Below are 25,091 nucleotides of genomic sequence, written 5' to 3' on the forward strand. Positions count from 1 at the left end.
GACCGGCCTCGTTCACACCGTCGAGCAGGCAGTCGCGGTCCAGCAGATTCATGCCGACGGTGCCGTAGGACCCGCGCCAGGAATAGCCGGGGGCTTCGGGGTCGGGACAATGCTAGCCCCGGAAACAGCCGGGACCGGCGCGGCAGAGCCGTGCCGGTCCCGGGGATCTGTCGGGTCAGACGACCGGCAGGTACACCTGGCTGCCGTGGTCGGCGAACTCGGCCGACTTCTCGGCCATGCCCGCTTCGATGGCGGCGACGTCGGTGAGCCCCTGCTTCTCGGCGTATTCGCGCACGTCGGCGGAGATGCGCATGGAGCAGAACTTGGGACCGCACATGGAGCAGAAGTGGGCGGTCTTGGCGGGTTCGGCGGGCAGGGTCTCGTCGTGGTATTCGCGGGCGGTGTCCGGGTCGAGCGAAAGCGCGAACTGGTCGTGCCAGCGGAATTCGAAACGCGCCTTGGACAATTCGTTGTCGCGGTCCTGGGCGTGCGGGTGGCCCTTGGCGAGGTCGGCGGCGTGGGCGGCGATCTTGTAGGTGATCACGCCGACCTTGACGTCGTCGCGGTTGGGCAGGCCGAGGTGTTCCTTGGGGGTGACGTAGCAGAGCATCGCGGTGCCCGCCTGGGCGATGATCGCGGCGCCGATGGCCGAGGTGATGTGGTCGTAGGCGGGTGCGATATCGGTGGCGAGCGGGCCCAGGGTGTAGAACGGCGCCTCTTCGCAGAGCTCTTCCTCCAGGCGAACGTTCTCGACGATCTTGTGCATCGGCACGTGGCCGGGACCCTCGATCATCACCTGCACGCCATAGGATTTCGCGATCTTGGTGAGCTCGCCGAGGGTGCGCAGTTCGGCGAACTGGGCCTCGTCGTTGGCGTCGGCGATCGAGCCGGGACGCAGGCCGTCGCCAAGGGAGAAGGTGACGTCGTACTTCGCGAGGATCTCGCAGAGCTCACGGAAGTGCGTGTACAGGAACGATTCCTGATGATGGGCCAGACACCACGCGGCCATGATCGAACCACCGCGCGAGACGATGCCGGTGACGCGCTTGGCGGTCAGCGGGATGTAGCGCAGCAGCACGCCCGCGTGCACGGTCATGTAGTCCACACCCTGCTCGCACTGCTCGATCACGGTGTCGCGGTACATCTCCCAGGTGAGCTTGGTCGGATCACCGTTCACCTTCTCCAGCGCCTGGTAGATCGGCACGGTGCCGATCGGGACGGGGGAGTTGCGCAGGATCCACTCGCGGGTCTCGTGGATGTTCTTGCCGGTCGACAGATCCATGATGGTGTCGGCGCCCCAGCGCGAGGCCCACACCATCTTCTCGACCTCTTCGGCGATCGACGACGACACCGCCGAGTTGCCGATATTCGCGTTGATCTTGACCAGGAACTTCTTGCCGATGATGGTCGGCTCCAGCTCCGGGTGCTTGTGGTTGGCCGGGATCACCGCGCGACCGGCGGCGACCTCGTCACGCACCAGCTCCGGCGAGACGCCCTCGCGAGCGGCGATGAAGCGCATTTCCGAGGTGATGATGCCCTGGCGCGCCCAGGCGAGCTGGGTGGGCGGGCCGTCGACGCCTGGCTTGTCCCACTCGTCGCGCAGCTTCGGCAGACCGGCCTCGAGGTCGATCACCGCGTTGTCGTCGGTGTACGGGCCGGAGGTGTCGAAGACGTCGAAATGGTCGCCGTTGGTGAGGTTGATCCGGCGCACCGGAATGCGCAGGCCGTCGACCTCCTGGTAGTGCTTGACGCTGCCCTGGATCGGCCCGGTGGTGACGGTGTCGACCGGAGCGGTGCTCCCGTTCGAAGGCGTGGCTGTGCCCATGATGTTCCTCCCTACGCCGGCATTACCCGGTCAGGTTCATACGGTCGACGGCCCTGAGCGCCCTGTGCGAATGGGCTAGCCGTCCTCTCAGCCCGCTGGTGCGAGCCCCCGTTGGCGTGTGAAATTTTTCGAGGCCGACCATACCTGCCGTGGTTCGCGACCCGCCCGGGAAGTCCGGGGCGGGCCGCGAACAGCTCAGACCGAGACCGGTGCCGGCACGGGCTGCTCGACCTTGCCGGTCTCCGGCTCGTCCGCCTCGTGCAGCCCGAACCTGTTGTGCAGCTTGACCAGTGGCTTGGGCGACCACCAGTTCCAGGTGCCCATCATCCGCATCAGCGCGGGCGCGAGCAGCCCGCGGATGACGGTGGCGTCGCTGATCACGGCCAGCGCGCAGCCGAGGCCGAACAGCTTCATCATCGACACGCCGGAGGTCGCCACGCCGAGGAACACGATGCTCATCAGCAGCGCGGCGGCGGTGAAGATGCGGCCGGTGCGGGCCACGCCCATGGCGACGGCCTCGGTATTGCCCTCGGTGGTCTTGGGTCCGGCCAGCCATTCCTCGCGAATCCGGGAGAGCAGGAACACCTCGTAGTCCATGGAGGCGCCGAAGGCCAGGCTGAACATGAGGATGGGCATGGCCAGGTTGAGCGTGCCGGTGGAGGTGAAGCCGAGCAGCCCCGACAGGTTCCCCTCCTGGAAGATCCACACCATCGCGCCGAACGTCGCGGCCAGCGACAGGATGTTCAGCGCCAGCGCCTTCACCGGCAGCACCACACTGCCGGTGAACAGGAACAGCAGCACCAGCGTGGTGATCGCGATCAGCGCGCCCGCCAGCGGCAGCTTGCCGGTGATCGCGGTGACCGAGTCCTGATTGAGGGCGGCCGGGCCGGTGACCAGCGCATCGGACGGAGCCGGGACGGCGCGCATAGCGTCGAGCTGGGTGCGGCCCGCCTCGGAGTACGGGTCGAGCGTGGTCGCGACCGACAGGTACGCGCCCGCCGACGGGTCCGACATCTCCGGCACGCCGGCGGCCACCCGCAAACCGTTGCGGTAGACGGCGGAGCTGCTGAGCACGGCAGGCACATCGGGCACCGTGGACAGCTCGCGGGCGTAGGCGTCCAGGTCGGCGGGGGTGCCCCGGAACTCGGGCAGCACGATGGTCGCGCTCGACGCCATGTCGGCGTCGAACTCGGTGCGCAGCACGTCACCGACCTCGCGACTGGCCACGCCGGTGGGCAGCGAGCGGTCGTCGGGGTAGCCGAACTGGACCCCGAGGAACGGCGAGCCGAGCAACAGCAGGAACGCGGTGGTCGCCAGCGCGATCGGCAGCGGCCGCTTCATCACGGCGGTGACCAGGCGGTACCAGAACGTCTGCTGCGGCTGCTTCTCCGCGCGCGGCGCCAGCCGGAACAGCTTGCGCAGCGGTGCGCGCAGATCGATCGCATCGATCCGGTGTCCGACCAGGATGAGCAGCGCGGGCAGCACGATCACGGCCGCGGCGGTGGCGGCCGCGACGACCGCGATGCCCGCGTAGGCGAACGACTTGAAGAAGTACTGCGGGAACACCAGCAGCGCCGACAGTGACAGCGCGACGACCAGCGCCGAGTAGACCACCGTCCGGCCCGCGGTGCGGATCGACCGGATCACCGCATCGGTGGGGGTGGCGCCCGCGGTCAGTTCCTCGCGATACCGGCTGACGATGAACAGGCTGTAGTCGATCGCCAGCGCGAGGCCGAGCGCGGTGGTCATGTTCAGCGCGAAGATCGACACATCGGTGACCGCGGTCAGCACCCGCAGGATGCCCAGCGCCGCCGCGATCGCGAACAGGCCGATCGCGATGGGCAGCGCCGCGGCCACGACACTGCCGAACACCAGCGCCAGCAGCAGACCGGTCACCGGGATGGCGACGGCCTCGGCGATCACCAGATCCTTGCTGATCTGGGTGTTGATATCGGAGAACGACGCGGCGAGACCGCCCGCCTCGATCGTCACCGGCCCGCCCGCGACCCGCACTTGTTCGCTGAGCTCGGCCGCGCGCAGCGGCAGCTCCGCGTCGTCGCCCTCGATGGTGGCCAGGATGAGCGCTCGCTTGCCGTCCTTGCTGCGCAGGGCCTGCTTCAGATCGGGGCGCGAGGTCCAGTACGACTGCACACCGCTGACGATCTCGGGATCTTTCCGCAGCTGGGCGATCGCGGTATCGGCGGCGGCGCGGGCCGCGGGCGAATCGGCGCCGTCCTCGGCGGTCACGAGCAGGACGTAGTTCGGCTCTGAGCCGGGGAAGTGCTCGCTCAGGTACTGGCTCGCCTGCACCGAATCAAGATCCTCGGTGACGAATCCGCCCGATTTCATATGCGAGTGCACGGTGGCGCCGATCGCGCCACACAGGATCATCAGCAACAGTGCGACCGTGACCACCAGTCGTGGTCGGCCCACGGCGGCGCGGGCGATTCTCGTCAACATCGTCGGGGGGCTCTCTGCTAGGGATCGTCGAAAGTCACCGTATCCCGCAATGAATTTTGCCCGATACCACCCCAAGGTGGAGGATGGACCACTACCATCTCCGCCCCTGGGCGGTTGCCGAGTGGATTCCGCTGCTCGCTACGGCGTGGACGAACCGCCGAACAGGGCCTGCCGCAGCAGGGCGAAGACGTCCGAGATCTGCTCCGAGGAACTGGGTGCGCAGGGCACGGGATAGGGACCGCATGTTGCCGCTGCCGCCGGCGCCGCCAACGGCAGCTGAACGAGGCCGATGAGGGCGAGACCTGCCACGGCGGTGATGGTGGATTTCATGGATGTACCTCCGGATGCGTTGTTCGGACGCGGTCACGGTATCGATAGGTGCGGTGGCCGCGGCAGACCCGAGTTCCGGTGGCATCAAGTGTTGCGGGCGGGCAGGATTCGTCCACTGACGTGGCCGAGGCCGATGCGGCGGCCCGCCGTGCCGGGGGCGGTGGCGGTGATCGTCACCTCGTCACCGTCGGCCAGGAAGGTACGGGATTCGCCGCGCACGGTGACGGGTTGCGTTCCGCCCCAGGACAGCTCGATGAACGAACCCCGCTGGGTGGGTTCGGGGCCGGAGATGGTGCCGGAGGCGTAGAGATCGCCGGGGCGGATCGAGGCGCCGTTGGCGGTGAGGTGGGCGAGCATCTGCGCTGGGGACCAGTACATGCGCGAATAGGGCGGGTGCGCAACGACTTCGCCGTTCCAGCTGACGGTCAGATTGATGTCGAGGCCGTGGTTTTCGGTGCCGCGCAGGTAGGGGAGTGGTTCCGGCGACTGCGCGGGCAGGGGAATCCGGGCGTCGGCCAGCGCGGCGAGCGGGGTGATCCAGGCGGAGATCGAGGTGCTGAACGACTTGCCGAGGAACGGGCCGAGCGGCTGGTACTCCCAGGCCTGGATGTCGCGGGCCGACCAGTCGTTGACCAGGGCGACACCGAAGACGTGCTCGGCGAACTCGTCGACACCCACCGGAACACCGAGCGGCGAGCCGGTGCCGACCACGAAACCCAGCTCGGCTTCGATATCGAGCCGTTGCGAAGGCCCGAATTCCGGTGCGCCGGAATCGGTGCGGCGCTGTCCCCGGGGCCGGACCACCGGTGTCTCCGACACGACGACCGTCCCCGCGCGGCCGTGATATCCCACGGGCAGATGCCGCCAATTAGGCAGCAGCGGTTCGCTATCCGGCCGGAAGAGCCTGCCCAGGTTCGTGGCGTGGTCGATACTGGCGTAGAAGTCGACGTAGTCGCCGATCCGTACCGGCAGCGCCAGGTCGACCGCGTCGACGGGATGTAGCGCGTCGACCGGCAGTTCGGTCTCGGCGAGCTCGCGCAAGCGGTCACGCACCGTGCGCCAGCGGGCGGGCCCGGCGGCGAGGAAGGCATTGAGATCCGGTCGGGCGAAGATCGGATCACCGAGCAGCACAACCAGATCCAGCACGGTATTGCCCAGTCTGACCCCGACCCGGAACTCACCTTCCGGCGGCGCGAAGACCCCGTACGGCATGTTCTCCGGCCCGAACAGCGAGTCCGGGTGCACGTCGACGCGCAGCAGCCGGGCGCTCATCGCAGCCCCGGCCCTCGCCCGGACCAGGTCCAGGCATACGCGGGATCCTCGCAGGCCAGCGCGCCCTCCCCGAGTTGCAGCGGCCGGAAGGTATCGACCATCACCGCCAGCTCGTCGAAGAATTCCGCGCCGATACTGCGCTCGTAGGCGCCCGGCTGCGGGCCGTGCGCATAGCCGCCCGGATGCACCGACACCGAACCCTGGGTGATCCCGGAACCCCTGCGCGCCTCGTAGTTTCCGCCGCAATAGAACATGATCTCGTCGGAATCCACATTGGAGTGGTAGTACGGCACCGGAATCGACAGCGGGTGGTAGTCCACCTTGCGCGGCACGAAATTGCAGACGACGAAGTTGATGCCCTCGAACGCCTGATGCGCCGGCGGCGGCTGATGGACCCGGCCGGTGATCGGTTCGAAGTCGGCGATATCGAAGGTGTACGGGTACAGGCAGCCGTCCCAGCCGACCACATCGAACGGGTGCGTGGCATAGGTCAGCCTGGTGCCGACCACTTCGGTTCCAGGCCGGTGCTTGACCAGCACCTCCACCTCGGTGCCCTCGGCGAGCAGTGGTTCGGACGGGCCGTGCAGGTCCCGCTCGCAGTACGGCGAATTCTCCAGCAGCTGACCGAATTTCGAGAGATACCGCTTGGGCGGCGTGATGTGGCTCGACGCCTCGATCACATACGCGCGCAACGGTTCCTCACCCGTCGGCAGCCAGCGATGGGTGGTCGCGCGCGGCATGATCACCTGATCGCCTTGCTTGACCGGCACGGCGCCGAACACGCTCTCCACCACGGCCGCACCGGATTCCACGTACACCAGCTCGTCGCCGATGGCATTGCGGTACAGCGGGGACGCCCCCTTGGCGACCACATACGAGATCCGCACATCGGCATTGCCGAGCAGCAGCCTGCGGCCGGTCACCGGGTCGGTCGTGGCGGGCATATCACCGGGGAAGAGATCGGGAAGACGCAGGTGCCGATGGCGCAGTGGATGATTCGGCGTCAGTGACTGATCGGGCAGTTCCCACACAGCCGCATCGACGATCGCGGGTGGCAGGCCACGGTGGTAGAGCAGCGAGGAGTCACCGGAGAACCCCTCCTCGCCCATCAGCTCCTCGTAATAGAGGTTGCCGCGCTCGTCCCGATGCTGCGTATGCCGCTTCGGTGGCACCGCGCCGATCTGCCGATAAAACGCCACAAGCACACCTCCCGCTACGTCGCAGGCCGGATGGTCCTGTCATCCACGGTACCGCTCACGGCGCGGGAGCCGGGTCAGTCGGTGAACTCCGCGATGACCGGGGCGTGGTCGCTGGCGCCCTTGCCCTTGCGCTCGTCCCGGTCGACCGAGGCGTCCTTGACCGTGTCGGCGAGGGCGGGGGAGGCGAGGATGAAGTCGATGCGCATGCCCTCCTTGCGGGGGAAACGCAGCTGGGTGTAGTCCCAGTAGGTGTAGACGCCGGGTCCCGGGGCGAACGGGCGCATCACATCGCGGAAGCCGGTGTCGAGCATGCTCTGGAACGCGGCGCGCTCGGGCTCCGAGGTGTGGGTCTTGCCTTCGAAGAACTCCGGCGACCACACATCGTCGTCGGTCGGCGCGATATTCCAGTCGCCGACCAGGGCGATCTTCGCCGCCGGATCGTCGGCCAGCCAGCCGGTCGCCTGCTCACGCAAGGTCGACAGCCAGTTCAGTTTGTAGGCGTAGTGCGGGTCGGCGAGCGCGCGGCCGTTGGGCACGTACAGGCTCCACACCCGCACTCCGCCGCAGGTCGCGCCGATCGCCCTCGCCTCGACCACCGGCGACTCGATCAGCGAGTCGCCCGCGTTCTTGTCGAAACCGGGCTGGTGCGGGAACGCCACCTCGACGTCGGTGAGGCCGACCCTGGACACGATGGCGACACCGTTCCACTGATTGAGCCCGACGTGGGCGACCTCGTAGCCCGCCGCGTCGAACTGCTCGTAGGGGAACTGGTCGTCGCGGCACTTGGTTTCCTGGATCGCCAGCACGTCGATGTCGTTGCGGTCGAGGAAGGCGGTCACCCGATCGACGCGGGAGCGGACCGAGTTGACGTTCCAGGTGGCGAGACGCACTGTCGCGTTCCTTTCCTACGTGGCGCTGGGCGGCGCGGCGTAGCGGTAGCTGTGGTGTTCGAGGAAGCCGAGCTCGCGGTAGAGCGCGAGTCCGGCAGAATTACCCATTTCGACCTGCACGTAAGCGTGGGTGGCACCGTGCTCGGCGCCCCAGCGGATCAGTTCGGCGCACAGCAGCGCGGCGAGTCCGTTGCGGCGGTGCGCGGTCGCGACGGCGACACAGGTCAGGCCGACCCAGCGCCTGCCGTCGGGTGCGGTCGTCACCGCGCCGCGGCCGATGGCCAGCGGCTCCGGCATGCCGAGCGAGGCGAAGCCGAGCGCGCCGTCGAGGACCGAGGTGAGCACGGTCCGCTCCGGTGCGCGCACGGCGGGATCGAGCGGGATCTCGCCGCGGTAGCGGTGCACCGCCAGCCAGCCGTCGTCGGGTTCGGCGGCGATCCGCACCATCGACGGGCCTTGCGGCAGGACGAAATTCGCGATGTCGAGACCGAGGACGACGGTCTCGCTCCAGGTGTTCCACCCCGGCGGAACCGGGGCCAGCCGATCGGGCAGCTGCAACAGCAGCGGCAGCCCGTTGGCGGTGTACCAGTCCGCGATCCGGTGCATGGTGTCGATCGACAGCACCGCCGGAATGCCGGATTCACCGAGCGGCACAGCGGAATTCGCGCGCCCGGTGTAGCCGTTGCCTGCGCGGACGAGCCAGCCGTCGATCCACAGGTGACTGTTGCCTGGCCACGCCGCGGCCGCGGCGGTCTCCAGCGACCGGATCTCCTTGGTGCGAATCGGCCTGGGCCCCAGGGCTTTCAGCGCGACGACCCGATCGGCCGCGACGGAGACCAGCTCACCCTCGGCGGTGCGCACCGACGGCGGGTTCAGCGACACCAGTTCGCCGATCACATCGGTGAGCGGCTGTGGATAGCCCTCCGGCAGCTGGTACCGCATCACCACGCGGCGGCCGAGGGGGATCTCAGTCGTCATGACCGAACGGGTCGGGCACCGTGCCGGGGATCCAGCTCAGACCCGGTGTGCCCCAGCCGTTGCGCTTGATGGCCTTCTTCGCCGCGCGGGCGTTGCGGCCGATCAGCACGTCGACGTAGAGGAAGCCGTCGAGATGGCCCACCTCGTGCTGGAGCATCCTGGCGAAGAAGCCGGTGCCCTCGATGTCGACCGGCTCGCCCTTCTCGTCGGTGCCGGTGACCCTGGCCCAATCGGCGCGGCCGGTCGGAAACTGCTCGCCCGGCACGGACAGGCAGCCCTCTTCGTCGTCGTCGGGATCGGGCATGGTCTCCGGGATCGCGGAGGTCTCCAGCACCGGGTTGATCACCACGCCCTTGCGGCGGATCGGCTGGCCCGCCGCGTCGAAGTCGGGGCAGTCGTAGACGAACAGCCGCTTGCCGACGCCGACCTGGTTGGCCGCCAGGCCGACACCCTTGGATTCCTCCAGGGTGTCGTACATGTCCGCGATCAGGTCGGCCAGCTCGGCCGGCGCCTCCGTCACCGGTGCGGTGGGGTTGTGGAGGACGGGGTCACCGACGATCACGATCGGGAGAATTGCCATGGCCGCCATTATCGCCGTTCGCGCGGCTCGCCGAGCGGCGACCCCTGTGGCTTGCGCCACCACGCGAAGCGCGCACACCCCTACTGGCCCGTAGTCAACACGCCGGGACATCGCTCGGACGATCCGGCCGCTACATGGTTGAATGATCCGCGACGTGCAAGCGTCATTTTCATCTCGTGATACTCGGCGAGGGAGCAAGATGGACGGCGCAGCGGCTCGCAACATCATCGACGAAGGCAGTGGTCTGAGTCGCCGTGAGCTCGACATCCTCGATTTCGAACGCAAATGGTGGAAGTACGCCGGCGCCAAGGAAGACGCGATCCGCGAACTGTTCTCCATGTCGGCGACCAGGTATTACCAGGTCCTCAACGCCGTCGTCGACAAGGAAGAAGCGCTGGTGGCCGACCCGATGCTGGTCAAGCGTCTGCGCAGGCTGCGGGCGAGCAGGCAGAAAGCGCGTGCAGCGCGCCGACTCGGTTTCCAGGTCTGACTGTGTACACGGCGCCGCTCACAGGCCCTGCGTGGTTACGCACGCTGCCGCCTCCGGGCCGTGAGTTCGCGTCGCGGAAGGCCACAAAGCCGTCGTTGCGACTAGGGTTGCGCGGGTGAGCAACCCTACTCCCACCCCCGGCGGCCCACCGCTGCGCGCGCTGGCGATGGTGTTGATCGCGCTGGCCATCGTCTTCGCCGGTCTGGGTGCGATGTCGTTGTCGAACTCCGGTGCCGAGGTATCCGATTCGGCCGAGCAGACCGAGACGACGACCTCCAGCGTGGTCGCGCAGGCGCCCGCGACCACGGCCGCCGCGACGACCACCAGTGCGACCGCCGCCCCGACCACGACGGCTGTCGCGCCGACGACCACCACGGCGTCCACCACAACGGCACCCACCACCACGGCACCCACCACAACGGCACCCGCCGCGCCCGCGGCCACCGTCGATCAGAGTGTGCCGGTTCGGGTGCTGAACAACAGCCTGGTCGCCGGTCTGGCAGCCCGGACCGCGAGCGAACTGACCTCGGCGGGCTGGAGCAATGTCAGCACCGGCAACTACAACGGCGAGAACCTGACCACCACGACGGTGTTCTACGGCAGCGGCGCGGGTGACAAGGCCGCGGCCACCGAGATCGCCGCGGAGATCGGCGGAACGGTCGCGGCGAAGTCCGGTGACACCTCGCCGGGCGTCGTGGTCGTGCTGACCGGTCGCTGAACGAGGCACGGCACGCGGTGCCGGGGGCTGTGCCTGCGCTGTGGCATCATCTTGAGCGGTACAGCCCTGTCCACCCAGCTTTACTCGTTAAACTCGGTACTCGTAAAGGAGTTCCCTGATGGCCACGTCGACAACTCGTCGCCCGTCCTGGCGCATTGTGACCCCGGTGCTGGCGGTTGCCGTGTTCGGTCTCACTGCTTGCACCAACAGCCAAGAGTCGAGTGACGTCAAGGGAACCACGCCGCCGGTGTGGACCAGCTCGCCCGCGCCCGCGGGTACCGGCGATGCGCACGGCGGCGGCCACGCCGCGCCGACCACCGCCGACAGCCACGGCGGCGGCGATCACGGCGCCCCGGCGGCCGGTGGTCTGAAGGCCGACCTGAAGAACAGCTCCGGCGCGAACGTCGGCACCGCGACCATCGTCGCCGAGGGCAACCACCTGGTCGTCACCGTCGAGGCGCAGGGTCTGACCCCCGGCTTCCACGGCCTGCACTTCCACCAGAACGGCACCTGTGAGGGCGACTTCGCCTCCGCGGGCGGTCACCTCCAGGTCGGCGCGGCCAACGCGCACCCGGCCAGCGGCGATCTGACCTCGCTGCAGGTCAACGCCGACGGCACCGCGAAGCTGGTCACCCGGACCGACACGGTCACCCTGGACAACGTCAAGGGCAAGGCCCTGATCGTGCACTCCGGCGCCGACAACTTCGGCAACATCCCGACCCGGTACTCCCGCGAGGGTGGCACCGGTCCCGACGAGACCACGCTGTCCACGGGTGACGCTGGAACCCGGGTCGCCTGCGGCGTGGTCGGTTAGCGAGACGCACATGGCCGGGGCAATCCAGTCGGTACCGTTCCCTGGTTCGCCCCGGCCGACCATCGGCATCGAGTGGGAGATCGCGCTCGTCGACAAGGTGACGCGTGATCTGTCCAACACCGCCTCGGCGGTGTTCGACGCCGTCGGCGATCTGCGCGCCTATGACGGCACGCCGCAGGTCACCAAGGAATTGCTGCGCAACACGGTCGAATTGGTGACCGGCGTGCACGACACGGTCGGCGGCGCGGTCGACGATCTGCGCGGCACCATGGACGCGGTGCGCCGCGCGGCCGATCCACTCGGTGTCGACCTGTTCTGCGCGGGTACCCATCCGTTCGCGCAGTGGTCGGCCCAGCAGCTCACCCGCTCACCGCATTACGACGAGCTGATCGAGCGTACCCAGTGGTGGGGCCGCCAGATGCTGATCTGGGGCGTGCACGTGCACGTGGGAGTCTCGCACCGGGACAAGGTCTTTCCGATCCTGAACTCGCTGCTGCTGTCGTATCCGCATCTGCTCGCGCTCTCGGCGTCCTCGCCGATGTGGTCCGGCGACGACACCGGCTACGCCAGCAATCGCGCGCTGATGTTCCAGCAGCTGCCGACCGCCGGTCTGCCGTTCCAGTTCGAGAACTGGCCGCAGTTCGAGGGTTTCGTGCACGACCAGCTCAAAACCGGTGTGTTCGAACAGCTCGGCGGTATGCACTGGGACATCCGGCCCGCGCCCAAGTGGGGCACGATCGAGATCCGGGTCTGCGACGGGCTGTCCAGCCGGGCCGAGCTGGCCTCGGTGGCCGCGCTGATCCACTGCCTGGTAGTCGATCTGGAGCGCAGGCTCGACGCGGGCGAGGACCTGCCGACGCTGCCGCCGTGGCATGTGCAGGAGAACAAGTGGCGGGCCGCGCGGTACGGGCTCGACGCCATCGTGATCGTCGACGACGCCAGTAATGAGCGTTTGGTCACAGACGATCTGATGGATCTGCTGAACAAATTGGAGCCGACCGCGAAGCGGCTCGGCTGCGCCGACGAGCTGGCCGCCGTCGCCGACATTCCCCGCCACGGTGCCTCCTACCAGCGGCAACGTCGCGTCGCCGCGCAATCGCAGGGTGATCTTGTCGCGGTCGTCGATTCGCTGGTGCGCGAGCTGGATCAGTAGCGTTCAGCTTCTCGGCGGGGTGGTGTTAACCCGCCGTTTACGATGTCGGAATGCTTGTCGAACATCCGCGTGGCGCTGCGGGGGGTGCCGTCCTCCGGAACCGTCTCCGTGAGCCACGCACACTCGCCGTCGTCGGGATGTCGTCGGTGCTCGTACTTCTCGTCGGATTGCAGATCGCCGCGTTCGTCAACGGTTTCGACGGACCGCTGGCGAGTCTGGCCCGTGACTACATCGGCACACCGAAATCGATGTCGGTGCCGTGGGCCGGGCTGGTGCTCGCGCTGGTCGGGGTCAACGCGCGCAGGCGGGTGTTCGCGGTGTTCGCTGCGGTCGGGATCGACGCCGTGTGCGCCGCGCTGCGGCTGCTCGACGGCAAGCCGTTCACGGTCGGCAACGGGCCGACGATCGTCTTGACCGTGCTCGCGATCGTCGCTGCGGTGAGCTGGAGCGGTCGCGAACGCACGGACGCGTTGAAGGCGGCGACACTGGGTGCGCTGCTCGTGCTCGCCACCAAGGTCGGTGACGTGTGGTTGCACGTCACCTCGGCGGTGCGGCCCGCGGTGCTCGACGAATACCTCCTGCTCGCCGATCACGCGCTCGGTGATCCGTCGTGGGTCCTCGGCCGGGTACTGGATGTGCTCGGGCCCGAGGTGTACGCGGTGCTGCACTGGGTGTACATCGAGCTGCCGGTGGCGGCGATCGTGGTCGCGGTGTGGCAGTTGCGCAAGGTCGTCCCGACCGGGGAATGGCCGTCGCACTACCTGGTTCGGACGTTCCTGGTGCTCGGGCTGGTCGGGCCGCTGTTCTATGTGCTGTTTCCCGTCGTCGGGCCGATGTTCGCGTTCGGCGCGGACGGGCACGGTTTCCAGGTGGGCAATTTCTGGCCGACGGCGCTGCCGCCGATCGACCGCAGCCCGGCGGCGTTGCCGTTCGACGCGTTCACCCCGCGCAACTGCATGCCGTCGATGCACACCGCGTGGGCGCTGTCGCTGTTCATCCACACCCGTCGTGATGTCGACGGGTCACGCGCGCCCGCCTGGCTGCGCTGGGGTGGAGCGTTCTGGCTGGGCGCGACCGTGGCCGCGACGCTCGGATTCGGTTACCACTACGGCGTCGACCTGGTGGCGGGCGCGGTGCTGTGCCTGACCGTCGAGTCGGCATTGCGGGCGCCCGAACGTGGCTGGGGTGCGTTCCGGGTGCGGATGGTCGGCTTCGGCGCTGCGGTGTTCGCCGGGCTGCTGCTGTCCTACCGGTACCTGGCGGTGCCGATGGCGGAGCACCCGGTGCTCGCGGGCGCGATCGTCATCGGGTCGCTGGCCGCGGTGGCCGCCGCGTTCCATGCCACCTGGTTCGCCACGGCGCCCCAACCTGCGATGGAGCCGGTGCGGGTGGGCGGTTAGTCGTCGGCCGCGTTGCCCAGTTCGTTGATCCGCAGCAGGCCGTCGCGGTGGCGCTGTTCGCGGTAGGCGGTGCGGCCGATGAGATGGGCGATGACGGGTGCGGTGATGATGGTGAACAGGCCGGTCAGCACCAGCATCCACACATTGACGTCGTTCCTGATGTCGATCCCGGTGCCGACGAGGACCAAGACCAAGCCGACCACCTGGGGCTTGGTCGCGGCGTGCATGCGGGTGAGGGTGTCTGGGAACCGCACGATGCCGATGGACGCGGTGAACGCGAGCGCGCAGCCGGTCAGGATCAGCACGGCCGAGACCCATTCCCATGCCGTCATCGGTCGTCCCTGACGCGGAAGCGCGACACCGCGGCCGAGCCGAGGAATCCGACCAGGGCCAGCGCGACGATCGCCGGGATCACCGTGGTGTCGTTGCTGTAGGCGGCCCAGACCGCGAGTCCGGCGGCGGCGATGGCCATCAGCGAGTCGATCCCGACGACCCGGTCGAGGGTGCTCGGGCCCGCCAGCACCCGGTAGCTGGTGATCACCGCCGCCGCGGTGAGCAGGATGCCTGCGATGACGGCGACGACGGTCACGGGCGCTCCTCCGGATCGAGGCGCAGGCGTTCGCTCGGCCGTTCGAAGGCGTTGATCAGCAGATGCTCCAATCGCCGGGTGGTGCTGTAGAACTTCACCACCGACTTCTCACTGCCCACGTCGAGCACGTGGACATAGACCACACACCGCGCCCGGTCCAGCTCGAGCACCATGGTGCCGGGGATCAGGTTGAGCAGGTCGGTCGCCATCACCAGGACCAGATCGGACTGGATGCCCAGGTGCACCCGCAGCACGCCGGACACGGGCGGCCCGGCGGGCCGAATCGCGAACCAGGCCACTTGCAGGCTCGATTCGAGCGCGTAATAGACGCTCACCACGATCAATTCGAGGAACGACAGCGGGTGAAAGCGCCCGGTCACCGGTACGAGCGGCAGCGGCAGCGCGAAGACGACGATCAGCGCGACCACGAAACCGGCGATGACATTGGCCGCGCTGAGGTCACCCCACAGCGCGACCCACACCCAGGTCAACCACGCGAGCACGCCGACCCGCAGCACGTTGTCGCGGTTGATCAACATCCCGAGCGTATTCATCGCGCCTCCGGCCCGAGCACCGAGTCGATGTAGACCGACGGGTCGTTCAGGTCGGCGGCCGCGCGTTCGGCGATGCCGAGAATCGGCCCAGCGAGCACCGTCAACGCGAGTCCGGCGGTGATGAGACCGGCGGTCGCGAGCACCATGAGCACCGGCATCCGGCCGGGGTCGGTGCGGTCCTCGTAGTGCACGTCGGTCGTATCCTCCACCAGGGTCGGTGGTTTCGCGGCGGTGAGATGGCCCTCCGGCGCTTCCTCGCGCGGCCGCCAGAAGGCCTTGCTCCATACCCTGGCCACCGCGTACAGCGTCAGCAGGCTGGTGACGACCGAGCCCGCGACGAGCACCCAGGCCAGCGCACTGCCGTCGGCGGCGCCCGCTTCCAACAGGGCGACCTTGCCGATGAATCCCGAGAACGGCGGAATACCACCGAGATTCAGCGCGGGCACCAGGAAGAGAACGGCCAGCAGCGGACTCGCGGTGGCCAGCCCGCCGAGCCGGCGCAGCGACACCGAGCCCGCCTGGCGCTCGATGAGGCCGACCGCGAGGAACAGTCCGGTCTGCACCAGGATGTGGTGGGCGACGTAGAAGACCGCGCCGGTCAGGCCCGCCGTGGTGGCGAGCCCGATACCGAATATCATGTAGCCGATGTGACTGACCAGGGTGAACGAGAGCAGTCGCCGGATGTCGGTCTGCGCGATCGCGCCGAGGACGCCGACCAGCATCGTCGCCAGCCCGCACACCAGCAGGATGTCGTCGAACGCGCCGTCGGGGAACCACAGGGTGTGGGTGCGGATGATCGCGTACACACCGACTTTGGTGAGCAGACCGGCGAAGACAGCGGTCACGGGCGCCGGGGCGGTGGGGTAGGAGTCGGGCAGCCAGCTCGACAGCGGGAATACCGCCGCCTTGATCCCGAACGACACCAGCAGCACCGCGTAGCAGGCGGTGCGCACACCGCTCGGCGCTGCTTCCAGCCGAACGGCCAGCTGCGCGAGATTCAGTGTCCCCGTGGCGGCGTAGGTGATGCCGATGCCGATCAGGAAGATCAGCGACGACACCATCGACACCATCACATAGGCGATGCCGGTGCGGATGCGCGCCTCGGTGGCGCCGACGGTCAGCAGCACGAACGATGCCGCGAGCAGGATCTCGAAGCCGACGAACAGGTTGAACAGGTCGCCGGCCAGGAACGCCGTCGACACCCCCGCGGTCAGCACCAGGTAGGTGGGCCGGTAGATCGAGGTCGGCTGATTTTCGTCGCCGTCGGAGATGTTCTGTCCCGCACCGTAGATCGACACCGCCAGCAGCACGAACGCCGACACCAGGAGCATCGCGGCAGAGAGCCGGTCGACCACCAGGGTGATGCCGATCGGGGTCGGCCAGCCGCCCACCTGGACCGCGGTGGTGCCGTCGCGGTCGGCCAGGTACAGCAGCAGCGCGCTGACCACCAGCACGCACGACAGCGCGCTCAGCGAGATCATCGCCTGCAGCCGGGGGCGGCGGCCGAACACCAGCGTCGCCGCGGCACCGAGCAGCGGGATCAGCACCGGCAGTGCGGCGATGGCGGGCAGCAGCTCCGGGGACAGGGTCACTGTTCGGGATCCTCCTGTTCCCGCCGGGCGGCGATCTGGGCGTCCTCGGGGTCGTTGCGCACGTCCTCGGTGGTGGTCAGCGTGTAGGAGCGGTAGGCGAGGGCTAGCACGAACGCGGCCAGCCCCATGGTGATCACGATCGAGGTGAGCACCATCGCCTGGGCCAGCGGGTCGGCCATGCCGTCGTGCGCGGTGTCGGCGCTGCCGAGGATCGGCGGTTTCCCGTCCGGGCCACCCATGGTGAGGATCAGCAGGTTGACCGCGTTGCCGAGCAGGATCATGCCGAGCAGCATCTTCGAGACGATCCGCTCGAGCAGCAGGTAGACACCGCACGCGGTGAGCGCGCCGATGGTGATCAGCAGAATCAGGTTGGCGCTCATATTAGTTCCTTGTCCAGGCGGGCGCCGAGGCTGCGCAGCACGTCGAGTGCCAGCCCGACAACGACCAGGTAGACGCCGAGGTCGAAGAACAGCGCGGTGACCAGTTTGATGTGGCCGAGCACCGGCAAGGTCACCTCGACGATCGCCGAGGACAACGGTGGCGCGCCGAGCAGCAGCGACGCGGTCGCGGTGCCAGCGGCCAGGGTGAGACCGGCGCCGAGCAGGTGCCCGGCGTCCACCGGCAGCGCCTCGCCGAGTTCGTAGCGTCCGCCCGCCAGATAACGCAGCGTCAGGGCGAGTCCGGCGATCAGGCCGCCGGCGAAGCCGCCGCCGGGGGCGTTGTGGCCGGAGAAGAAGAAGTACACCGACAGCACCATGATGGTGGGGAAGATCAGGCGGGTGGTGATCTGCAGGACCATCGAGCGTTCGCGCCGGTCGACCAGCCGGGCCGCGGGCAGCCAGCTCACCGCGTCGGGGTCGTAGTGGGGTGAGTCGGCGGCGCGCGGCGCGCTGCCGAAGCGGCGGCTGCGGAACACCAGCGAGGCGACGCCGGTCGCGGCGACGACGAGCACCGAGATCTCGCCGAGGGTGTCCCAGGCGCGGATGTCGACCAGCAGCACATTGACCGCGTTCTTGCCGCCGCCGATCCGGTAGGCCGCGTCGGGAATGGCCTGCCAGATCGGTTCGCTGCGCCGGGCCGCGGTGGCGAAGGCGGCCAGGACCGCGACGGTGACCCCGACGCCGATCGCCAGCAGCGCCCGCCTGACCTTGAACGCGGTGGCCTGGTCTTCGGCGATCTCGGCGGGAAACGCCCGCAGTACCAGCACGAAGATCACCAAAGTCAGTGTCTCGACCAGGAATTGGGTCAGCGCCAGATCGGGTGCGCCGTGCAGGGCGAAGATGACGCCGCAGCCGTAGCCGGTGACCCCGACGACGAGCACGCTGGCCAAACGGTTGCGCAGCACCGTCGCCGCCAGCGCCATCGCGATCATGATCGCCCCGATCGCCGCCTGCAACGGCGAATCCCACAGGCGCAGTTGCACTCCCGTGCGGGTGCCGAGGGCGAGCAGGATCGTCGGCAACACGATCAGGGTGCCGAGGATGGCGGCCTGGCTGGCTGGCAGCGAACCGGACTGCACGGTACCGGTGATGCGCAGCGAGAGCCGGTCCATCGCGCGCAGGGCCGCGTCGTAGTTGCGGTCGGCATTGCCCAGCCGTGGGTGCGCCGGTTCGCCGATCCGGCCCCGGATCAGGAACAGCGCGAGACCGGCCGCGACGATCAGCACCGTCAGCGCGAGCGGTCCGGTGAAGTCGTGCCACAGCGCGAGGTGGGTGTCCAGGACACCGGGCAGTGACGTGGCGTAGGGACTCAGCCAGCGGTCGACGGCCGGGGTGTCGAGACCGCCCGCGAGCCCGGCCACCGCGAGCACCGCCGGCGGGCCGAGCAGCAGCGGACCCGGCGCGTGCCAGGTCACCACGCGCTCGGGATTGGCGGTGACACCGAAAGCGCCCCACACGAATCGGATGCTGTAGGCCACCGTGAACGCCGACCCGACGGCAACGCCGGCCAGCAGTGCCACCCTCGCCGGTGCGCTCAGCACCTCGGTCGACCACAGCGCGCTCAGCGCCGACTCCTTGCCGACGAACCCGAGCAACGGCGGCAGCCCCGCCATGCTGAACGCCGCGAGCACCGCGACCGCGCACAGCCACGGCGCCCGCCTGCCGAGCCCGGACAACCGGCGCAGGTCCCGCGTGCCCGCGCCGTGGTCGATGATGCCGACCACCATGAACAGGCTCGCCTTGAACAGGGCGTGCGCCACCAGCAGCGTGATGGCGGCCAGCGCCGCGTCCGGCGTGCCGATCGCCGTCATCGTGATCAGCAGACCCAGCTGGCTGACGGTGCCGAACGCCAGCACCAGCTTCAGATCGTGCACCTGGATCGCCCGCCAGCCCGCCAGTAACATCGTGGCGATGCCGAGCGGCAGGAGCAGCACATGCCACGGCGCCGTCTGCGCGAACGCGGGCGCTAGCCGGGCCACCAGATAGACGCCCGCCTTCACCATCGCGGCGGCGTGCAGATAGGCGCTCACCGGGGTCGGCGCCGCCATCGCGCCGGGGAGCCAGAAGTGCAGCGGCACGATCGCCGATTTACTGATCGCGCCGATCAACACGAGCGCGATCCCCACCGAGACCGCGGTCCCGGCGGGCGGTGCGGTCGCGAGCAGATCGGAGAGCAGGAAGCTGCCGTAGCGCGTCCCGAGGATGACGATCCCGACCAGCATCGCCAGCCCGCCGGCACCGGTCACCAGCAGCGCCTGGATCGCCGCCCGGCGGCTGACAGCGCGTTCGGCGTAATGCCCGACGAGCAGGAACGACAGCACCGTCGTGATTTCCCAGAACACGTAGAGCAGCAGCATGTTGTCGCTGGTGACCAGGCCGAACATGGCGCCGGCGAAACCGATGAGCTCGGCGGCGAATACGCCGAGCCTGGCTTCGTCGCGCTCGAAATAGCGGCCACAGTAGGCCAGGATCAGCGCGCCGATGCCGAGCACGAGCACACACATCACCGCGGCGAGCGAGTCGAAGCGCAGGTCGATGTCCATCGAGATCTGCGGCGCCCATTGGGTATGCGTGCGCACCGTCGTTCCCCAGTGCGCGATCACCCAGCCGAGGCTGCCGAGCGGGACAAGGGCCAGCGGGTAGAAAGCGTTGCGGCCCAGCACTCGTACGCACAGCGGTGCCACCAGTGCGGCCAGCGCGTGGACGAGCAGTACGGCGAGCAACTCTCCTCCGTCGGGTCGGTAGCGGTCGAGTAGCTCGCTCCGATCCTACGGGCGATGCCGGGATGTGTGCCGGTACCGCGGATGTCGCGTCGGCCATGTCGGGTGGGGCTCGGCTATGGCACGGCCGCTTCTTCCGATGCGGCGGGACGGATCCGGTACAGCAGGGCCAAGCTCGCCGCGGCGCCGACGGTGATGGCGAGCGCGACCCTGGCCGGCGTGCTCTCGTCGGCGACAGTCGTGCTGGTCGGCCACTGCCGTTCCCCGGTGGGAATGGACCACAGGATCGACGGCAGGTACAGCGCGCCGAGTCCGAGCACGGCGCTCGGCAGGTAGCTGACCCGGATCGAGCCGACCGCGAAACCGGCGACGCAGGTCAGCAGGACGGTCCCGGCCGTCCAGGTGTGCGACCACGGGATCCGTTGTGCCACCGAGGCGAACACGCAGATCACGGCGGCGCCGAGCAGGACACCCCACGATGTCCCCCAGCGCAGACCGGCCAGGACGGCGGCCGTGCCGATCACAAGGACGAGCACGAGATGCCAGCCGAGACGGCTGCCGTCACCGAGCGCGTCGGCCGCCGCGGCCACGCTGACCGCGATCAGGACACCGGCGCCGTCGCGGCCGGGCAGCAGGGTCGCCGTGACGAACGCGGCCACGATGGTGATCGCCACGGCGGTGGCGATCTGCCAGAAGTTCCCGCGGCGACCGTCGAACTCACGGCCGAGCCATTCGGTGGCGACCAGCAGCGACAACGACAGGATGGTGGCGGCCACGATCGGGCTGATCGGCAGATCGGCGGCAATGCGCGGCACCGCGGGCAGCATGACGCCGTGCCGATGGCGCACGGTGTTCACCGCGAGCAGCACGACCGCGGCGCCGGTCAGCCAGGCCTGGATGCCCACCGACTTGTCCACCGTCGCCGCGGAGTTCGCGGTGAACAGGGCGACGACCTCGCCGTAGATGAACACCACCACCACGCCGAGCGCGAAACCGGTCGCGGGCCAGCGCATCCGCCACGCGCAGATGCCCAGCGCGCCGAACAACACGCCGCCGCACAGCGAGTCGATGTAGTTCTGGGTGGTGAGCACGTCGGCCGAGACCATCGTCCGCCCGACGAAGTAGTTGACCGCCAGCGCCGCCGCCCCGGCCGTCGCGGTGAGCCAGATCAGCCCGGGCCGGTTGATCGGCCTGGCCAGCACGGCGACGACGACGGCCACGATGAGCCCGAGCGCGGCCGCGCGCGGCACGCTGTTGATCAGGCTGGTGACGTGGTAGGGCGAATTGTCCTCGGCGCCTGACCCGAAGGTGAACGGCAGGAACAGCGACATTCCGGCCGCCGCGGACCCGGCGAAGGCCGTGACCGCGTCCAGACCATCCCCGATCTTGGGCACCGTTCGACGATACCGGCGCGCACCCCGCTCACCTGGGATGTCGCGATCAGCGGGCGGCGCGCCCCGGGAGCCGGGATCACGCCCTGTCCCGCCGGGTACGGCTATGGCGTGACCGCGGGCGTCGGCTCGGCGGATCGGATCCGGTACAGCAGCAGCAGCGCGGCCGCGCCGCCGATCGTGATGGCCAGCGCGGCCCGGCCTGCCGTGGCTTCGGGCATCGGATCCGCGCCGGTCGGCCAGTTCCGCAGACCGGTGGGAATCGACCACAGGATCGACGGCAGGTACACCGCGCCGAGTCCGAGCACGGCGCTTGGCCCGTAGCCGACCCGGATCGAGCCGAACGCATACCCGGCGACCACGGCCAGAACCAGCGTGCCGACCGTCCAGACGAAGGTCCACGGCAGGCGTTCGGAGAACGTGACGAACACGCAGATCGCGGCGGCGCCGCACAGGACGGCCCACGGCGAGGCCCAGCGCATGCCTGCCAGGATGCCAACCGCCGCCGCGCCGAGCACGAGCACGATCCGCCAGCCCAGGCTCGGGCCATCGATGACCGAGTCGCCCGCGGCGGCCAGGCTGACGGCGACCAGCACAGCCGTCCCGTCGCGGCCGGGCAGCAGCGTGGCCGCGACGAACGCGGCGACGACCGTGACCGCCACCGCGAGCGCGATGGGCCAGAAGCCCCGATGGAGCTCGGCGAACTCACGCTGGAGCCATTCGGTGGCCAGCAGCACCGACAGCGCGAGGACCGTCGCGGACACGATCGGGACCATCGGCAGATCGGCGGTGAGCGGCGGCCCGGCGGGCGGCTTGATGGTGTGCCGGTGCCGGACGGAGTTCACGGCGAGCAGCACGACAGCGGCGATGATCAGCCCCGAGGGACTGTGCACGGCCTGGTCCGTCGTGGTCAACATGTTGTCGGCGACCAGCGCGATCACTTCGCCGTACACGAACACCGCCACCGAGCCGAGTGCGAAACCGGCTGCGGCCCAGCGCAGCTGCAGCGAACAGAGGCACAGGGCGCCGAAGATCACGCCGCCGAACAGCGCGTTCACATAGTTCTGGGTGGTGAGCACCTCGGCCGAGTCCATGGTGTGGCCGACAAAATAGTTGAGCCCCAGCGCCGCGGCGGCACCGGCGGCGACGAGCCAGTCGAGTCCCGGCCGGATCAGCACGGCCACGACGACGGCGACGATCAGCCCGAGGGTCGTCGCGCGGGGAATGCTGTTTGCCCAGCTGGCCATCTGATAGGGGGTGTCGATCACCGAGCTGGAGCGGGAGGTGACCGGCACGAACAGTGCGATTCCCGCGATCGCGGCGCCCGCGAACGCCGAGACCGCATCCACACCGTCCCCGAACGTGGCCACAGCTTGACGATACTCGCCGAAACACCCTTCTAGCTGCGACGTCGTCGATGACGCTGGGTGGTCGTCAAGCCCGGCTCTCGGCGTACCGGCGCAGCGACTCGACCTGATCGGGATCCAGCGACGGCCGGACGGTGCGGCGCGCGGTGGCCACGTCGTCGGCGGTGACGTCGGCGGCCGCCATATCGCGGCGCAGGGCCGACAGCGCGGCCTCGCGCAGCAGGGCGGCGCAGTCGGCGGCGGAGTAGCCGTCGAGGTCGGCGGCCAGGGCGGACAGGTCCACATCGTCGGCCAGCGGCACCGACCGGCCCGCGGTGCGCAGGATGTCGAACCGGGCGGCCGCGTCCGGCGGCGGCACGAACACCAGCCGGTCCAGCCGACCGGGGCGCAGCAGTGCCGGGTCGATCAGCTCGGGCCGGTTCGTCGCGGCGACGACCACCACGTCACGCAGCGGTTCGACGCCGTCGAGCTCGGTGAGCAGCGCGGCGACCACCCGGTCCGAGACACCGGAGTCGCTGCTCTGGCCACGGCGCGCGGCGAGCGCGTCGACTTCGTCGAGGAAGATCAGCGACGGCGCGGAATCGCGGGCGCGCTGGAACAATTCGCGGACAGCGCGCTCGGAGGAGCCGACCCATTTGTCCATCAGCTCCGCGCCCTTCACCACGTGCACGCTCAGCTGACCGGTGCCTGCCAGCGCGCGCACCAGGAATGTCTTGCCGCAGCCGGGCGGGCCGTAGAGCAGCACACCACGCGGCGGGTCGATGCCGAGCCGGGCGAACGAATCGGGGTGGCGCAGCGGCCACAGCACCGCCTCGGTGAGCGCCTGCTTGGTCTCCACCATGTCGCCGACGTCGTCGAGGTTGAGCGAGCCGATCGCCAATTCCTCTGTCCCCGAACGCGACAGCGGCCGGATGACATCCAGCGCGCCGACCAGATCGTCCTGGGTGAGCTCCGGCTCGGCCTGGTCGCGGCTGGCCCGCCCCGCCGCCCTGACCGCCGCTTCCCGGCACAGTGCCGCCAGATCGGCGACCACGAAACCCGGTGTCCGCGAAGCGATCATGTCGTAGTCGAGTGTCTCGGCAGGCACCTTGCGCAACAGCTGCTCCAGCAGCGCGCGCCGGACCACCGCGGTCGGCAGCGGCAGTGCCAGTTCGCGATCGCACAGATCCGGCGCGCGCAACCGCGAATCCACCTGTGCGGGATGGGCGGTCGTGGCCAGCAGGGCGACGCACGGCGCGCGCATCGCGGCCCGCAGCTGGTCGAGGATGAGGGTGGCGACCGGTTCGGCGTCGGCGGGCAGCAGCGCGTCGATATCGGTGACGAGCAGGATCCCGCCCCGCCCTGCGGCGACGTCGCCGACGGCCTCGGCGACCTCGCGCAACCGGGTGCCGCTCTCCATCGCGCCGACACTGGGCCCGTCGAGCTCGACGAGGCGGCGCGGCGCCGCGACCGCCCTGGCCAGCGTCGCCTTGCCGACCCCGGCCGGGCCGGTGACCAGCACGCCGAGATGAGCGGGTGCGCCGAGTGTCTTCAGCAGTTCGGGTTCGTCGAGCGCCAGGCTCAGCCACTCGGCCAGCTTGGCCGCCTGCCCCTGCACCCCCGCCAGATCCTCGACCTGGATCGGCGCGCTCCCCGAACTCACCGACACCATATCGGCCGGTATCCCGTTCTGGTCGGCGTCGGAGTCGCGCTCCATCGCGTGCATGATCGCGGCCGCGCCGCGACCCCAGCCGACGGCCGAATTGGGTTGCACGCTCACCGGTCCCGGCATCGGCTCGATCGCGGTGACGGTGAGCAGTTCGGTGGTCCAGGCGATGCCGAACGCGCGCGAGAGCGCCTGCGTGGCCGCCGCCGAGCTGATATCGGGCCCGAGATCGCGCGGCAGCAGCGACACCGTGTCGCCGACCGTCACCACCTTGCCGAGCAGCGCCTGCCGCAGGGTGGCCGCCGGAATACTGGCCGTCGCATGCGTCGACCCGCTCAGCGAGATCTGCTTGGCGCCGTAAACCGTCACCGGCGCGACGGTGACCGCCGCGTTCTCCCGCAGCCCCACATTCGACAGCGTCACGTCGTCGAGCAGCGCCACCCCCGGCGGGGTGCCCGCAGGGGCCTTGGCGACCACCGCCGCGGTCCGGCGCGCGCCGGTCAGCGCGATGCCGTCCCATTCGCGCAGGCCGAGTGCGGTGAGCGTCTCGGGATGCAGACGCACCACGCCGCGCCTTGCGTCGGCTGCCGAGGGGTTGAGCCGGGCGGTGAGCGATAGTTCAGCCACTGCCCCATTCTGCCGCGTTCCGGCGATTCCGCCCGGACGATCAGGGATCGTTTGGCA

General features: G+C 69.3%; 22 protein-coding genes and 1 riboswitch. Of the genes, 5 read left to right on the forward strand and 17 right to left on the reverse strand.

Features of this window, described 5'->3' with window-relative positions; translation table 11 throughout:
- Positions 1–175: 175 nt before the first annotated feature.
- The 8 genes from thiC to ACFWF2_RS03795 form a co-directional block, all read right to left on the reverse strand.
- The gene (gene thiC, locus ACFWF2_RS03760; protein ID WP_379304290.1) at positions 176–1,825 is read right to left on the reverse strand and encodes a phosphomethylpyrimidine synthase ThiC; all 1,650 of its coding nucleotides are present in this window, start codon (positions 1,823–1,825) and stop codon (positions 176–178) included.
- Positions 1,817–1,947: riboswitch (TPP riboswitch) on the reverse strand. It overlaps the preceding gene by 9 nt.
- Positions 1,948–2,020: 73 nt before the next feature.
- The gene (locus ACFWF2_RS03765; protein ID WP_379304292.1) at positions 2,021–4,285 is read right to left on the reverse strand and encodes an MMPL family transporter; all 2,265 of its coding nucleotides are present in this window, start codon (positions 4,283–4,285) and stop codon (positions 2,021–2,023) included.
- Between the two features lie 138 nt (positions 4,286–4,423).
- Positions 4,424–4,615 carry a hypothetical protein gene (locus ACFWF2_RS03770; RefSeq protein ID WP_379304294.1) on the reverse strand — a complete coding sequence of 64 codons (192 nt, stop codon included), beginning with the start codon at positions 4,613–4,615 and terminating at the stop codon, positions 4,424–4,426.
- A gap of 84 nt (positions 4,616–4,699) precedes the next feature.
- Positions 4,700–5,887 carry a fumarylacetoacetase gene (gene fahA, locus ACFWF2_RS03775; protein WP_379304296.1) on the reverse strand — a complete coding sequence of 396 codons (1,188 nt, stop codon included), beginning with the start codon at positions 5,885–5,887 and terminating at the stop codon, positions 4,700–4,702.
- On the reverse strand, positions 5,884–7,086 hold the full coding sequence (locus ACFWF2_RS03780) for a homogentisate 1,2-dioxygenase (protein ID WP_379304298.1): 1,203 nt from the start codon (positions 7,084–7,086) through the stop codon (positions 5,884–5,886). The genes fahA and ACFWF2_RS03780 overlap by 4 nt, the downstream gene beginning before the upstream one ends.
- Positions 7,087–7,160: 74 nt before the next feature.
- On the reverse strand, positions 7,161–7,976 hold the full coding sequence (locus ACFWF2_RS03785; protein ID WP_379304300.1) for an exodeoxyribonuclease III: 816 nt from the start codon (positions 7,974–7,976) through the stop codon (positions 7,161–7,163).
- Between the two features lie 15 nt (positions 7,977–7,991).
- Positions 7,992–8,954: a GNAT family N-acetyltransferase gene (locus tag ACFWF2_RS03790; protein ID WP_379304302.1), complete on the reverse strand. Its 963-nt coding sequence runs from the start codon at positions 8,952–8,954 to the stop codon at positions 7,992–7,994.
- Positions 8,944–9,534, reverse strand: a complete 591-nt coding sequence (locus ACFWF2_RS03795) for a peptide deformylase (protein WP_379304304.1) — start codon at positions 9,532–9,534, stop codon at positions 8,944–8,946. Before ACFWF2_RS03795 ends, ACFWF2_RS03790 begins: the two co-directional genes overlap by 11 nt.
- 199 nt (positions 9,535–9,733) lie before the next feature.
- Between ACFWF2_RS03795 and ACFWF2_RS03800 the strand changes: the two genes are divergently transcribed.
- The 5 genes from ACFWF2_RS03800 to ACFWF2_RS03820 all read left to right on the forward strand — a co-directional run bounded on the left by ACFWF2_RS03800 (position 9,734) and on the right by ACFWF2_RS03820 (position 14,109).
- Positions 9,734–10,024 (forward strand): DUF3263 domain-containing protein, encoded by a 291-nt coding sequence (locus ACFWF2_RS03800; protein WP_379304306.1) that lies wholly within the window; start codon positions 9,734–9,736, stop codon positions 10,022–10,024.
- A 115-nt stretch (positions 10,025–10,139) separates the two neighbouring features.
- Complete coding sequence (locus tag ACFWF2_RS03805) at positions 10,140–10,742, forward strand: LytR C-terminal domain-containing protein (protein WP_379304308.1); 603 nt, start codon at positions 10,140–10,142, stop codon at positions 10,740–10,742.
- Positions 10,743–10,860: 118 nt separating this feature from the next.
- The gene (locus tag ACFWF2_RS03810; protein ID WP_379304310.1) at positions 10,861–11,556 is read left to right on the forward strand and encodes a superoxide dismutase family protein; all 696 of its coding nucleotides are present in this window, start codon (positions 10,861–10,863) and stop codon (positions 11,554–11,556) included.
- A 10-nt stretch (positions 11,557–11,566) separates the two neighbouring features.
- Positions 11,567–12,709 (forward strand): glutamate--cysteine ligase, encoded by a 1,143-nt coding sequence (locus tag ACFWF2_RS03815; RefSeq protein WP_379304312.1) that lies wholly within the window; start codon positions 11,567–11,569, stop codon positions 12,707–12,709.
- Positions 12,710–12,846: 137 nt separating this feature from the next.
- Positions 12,847–14,109 carry a DUF5933 domain-containing protein gene (locus tag ACFWF2_RS03820; RefSeq protein WP_379304534.1) on the forward strand — a complete coding sequence of 421 codons (1,263 nt, stop codon included), beginning with the start codon at positions 12,847–12,849 and terminating at the stop codon, positions 14,107–14,109.
- Here ACFWF2_RS03820 and mnhG read toward each other — a convergent pair.
- The 9 genes from mnhG to ACFWF2_RS03865 form a co-directional block, all read right to left on the reverse strand.
- On the reverse strand, positions 14,106–14,441 hold the full coding sequence (gene mnhG, locus ACFWF2_RS03825) for a monovalent cation/H(+) antiporter subunit G (RefSeq protein ID WP_379304314.1): 336 nt from the start codon (positions 14,439–14,441) through the stop codon (positions 14,106–14,108). The two genes, ACFWF2_RS03820 and mnhG, sit on opposite strands and share 4 nt — an antisense overlap.
- Complete coding sequence (locus tag ACFWF2_RS03830) at positions 14,438–14,698, reverse strand: monovalent cation/H+ antiporter complex subunit F (protein ID WP_379304316.1); 261 nt, start codon at positions 14,696–14,698, stop codon at positions 14,438–14,440. The genes mnhG and ACFWF2_RS03830 overlap by 4 nt, the downstream gene beginning before the upstream one ends.
- Positions 14,695–15,252: a Na+/H+ antiporter subunit E gene (locus ACFWF2_RS03835; RefSeq protein ID WP_379304318.1), complete on the reverse strand. Its 558-nt coding sequence runs from the start codon at positions 15,250–15,252 to the stop codon at positions 14,695–14,697. The genes ACFWF2_RS03830 and ACFWF2_RS03835 overlap by 4 nt, the downstream gene beginning before the upstream one ends.
- Positions 15,249–16,844, reverse strand: coding sequence for a Na+/H+ antiporter subunit D (locus tag ACFWF2_RS03840; RefSeq protein ID WP_379304320.1), 1,596 nt, complete (start codon positions 16,842–16,844; stop codon positions 15,249–15,251). Before ACFWF2_RS03840 ends, ACFWF2_RS03835 begins: the two co-directional genes overlap by 4 nt.
- The gene (locus ACFWF2_RS03845; RefSeq protein WP_379304322.1) at positions 16,841–17,224 is read right to left on the reverse strand and encodes a Na(+)/H(+) antiporter subunit C; all 384 of its coding nucleotides are present in this window, start codon (positions 17,222–17,224) and stop codon (positions 16,841–16,843) included. The genes ACFWF2_RS03840 and ACFWF2_RS03845 overlap by 4 nt, the downstream gene beginning before the upstream one ends.
- The gene (locus tag ACFWF2_RS03850) at positions 17,221–20,007 is read right to left on the reverse strand and encodes a Na+/H+ antiporter subunit A (protein ID WP_379304324.1); all 2,787 of its coding nucleotides are present in this window, start codon (positions 20,005–20,007) and stop codon (positions 17,221–17,223) included. Before ACFWF2_RS03850 ends, ACFWF2_RS03845 begins: the two co-directional genes overlap by 4 nt.
- A gap of 113 nt (positions 20,008–20,120) precedes the next feature.
- Positions 20,121–21,398 carry a hypothetical protein gene (locus ACFWF2_RS03855; RefSeq protein WP_379304326.1) on the reverse strand — a complete coding sequence of 426 codons (1,278 nt, stop codon included), beginning with the start codon at positions 21,396–21,398 and terminating at the stop codon, positions 20,121–20,123.
- A 101-nt stretch (positions 21,399–21,499) separates the two neighbouring features.
- A complete protein-coding gene (locus ACFWF2_RS03860; protein ID WP_379304328.1) occupies positions 21,500–22,765 on the reverse strand; it encodes a hypothetical protein in 1,266 nt (421 codons plus the stop codon).
- A gap of 64 nt (positions 22,766–22,829) precedes the next feature.
- The gene (locus tag ACFWF2_RS03865; protein ID WP_379304330.1) at positions 22,830–25,034 is read right to left on the reverse strand and encodes an AAA family ATPase; all 2,205 of its coding nucleotides are present in this window, start codon (positions 25,032–25,034) and stop codon (positions 22,830–22,832) included.
- Positions 25,035–25,091: the final 57 nt, after the last annotated feature.

The sequence above is a fragment of the Nocardia sp. NPDC060259 genome, from assembly GCF_042728775.1.
Taxonomy (GTDB): Bacteria; Actinomycetota; Actinomycetes; order Mycobacteriales; family Mycobacteriaceae; genus Nocardia.

Coding starts and splice junctions, on each gene's coding strand:
- thiC (WP_379304290.1), bottom strand. CDS start 1,825: ATGGGCACAGCCACGCCTTCGAACGGGAGCACCGCTCCGGTCGACACC.
- ACFWF2_RS03765 (WP_379304292.1), bottom strand. CDS start 4,285: ATGTTGACGAGAATCGCCCGCGCCGCCGTGGGCCGACCACGACTGGTG.
- ACFWF2_RS03770 (WP_379304294.1), bottom strand. CDS start 4,615: ATGAAATCCACCATCACCGCCGTGGCAGGTCTCGCCCTCATCGGCCTC.
- fahA (WP_379304296.1), bottom strand. CDS start 5,887: ATGAGCGCCCGGCTGCTGCGCGTCGACGTGCACCCGGACTCGCTGTTC.
- ACFWF2_RS03790 (WP_379304302.1), bottom strand. CDS start 8,954: ATGACGACTGAGATCCCCCTCGGCCGCCGCGTGGTGATGCGGTACCAG.
- ACFWF2_RS03795 (WP_379304304.1), bottom strand. CDS start 9,534: ATGGCAATTCTCCCGATCGTGATCGTCGGTGACCCCGTCCTCCACAAC.
- ACFWF2_RS03800 (WP_379304306.1), top strand. CDS start 9,734: ATGGACGGCGCAGCGGCTCGCAACATCATCGACGAAGGCAGTGGTCTG.
- ACFWF2_RS03810 (WP_379304310.1), top strand. CDS start 10,861: ATGGCCACGTCGACAACTCGTCGCCCGTCCTGGCGCATTGTGACCCCG.
- ACFWF2_RS03815 (WP_379304312.1), top strand. CDS start 11,567: ATGGCCGGGGCAATCCAGTCGGTACCGTTCCCTGGTTCGCCCCGGCCG.
- ACFWF2_RS03820 (WP_379304534.1), top strand. CDS start 12,847: ATGTCGTCGGTGCTCGTACTTCTCGTCGGATTGCAGATCGCCGCGTTC.
- mnhG (WP_379304314.1), bottom strand. CDS start 14,441: ATGACGGCATGGGAATGGGTCTCGGCCGTGCTGATCCTGACCGGCTGC.
- ACFWF2_RS03835 (WP_379304318.1), bottom strand. CDS start 15,252: ATGAATACGCTCGGGATGTTGATCAACCGCGACAACGTGCTGCGGGTC.
- ACFWF2_RS03845 (WP_379304322.1), bottom strand. CDS start 17,224: ATGAGCGCCAACCTGATTCTGCTGATCACCATCGGCGCGCTCACCGCG.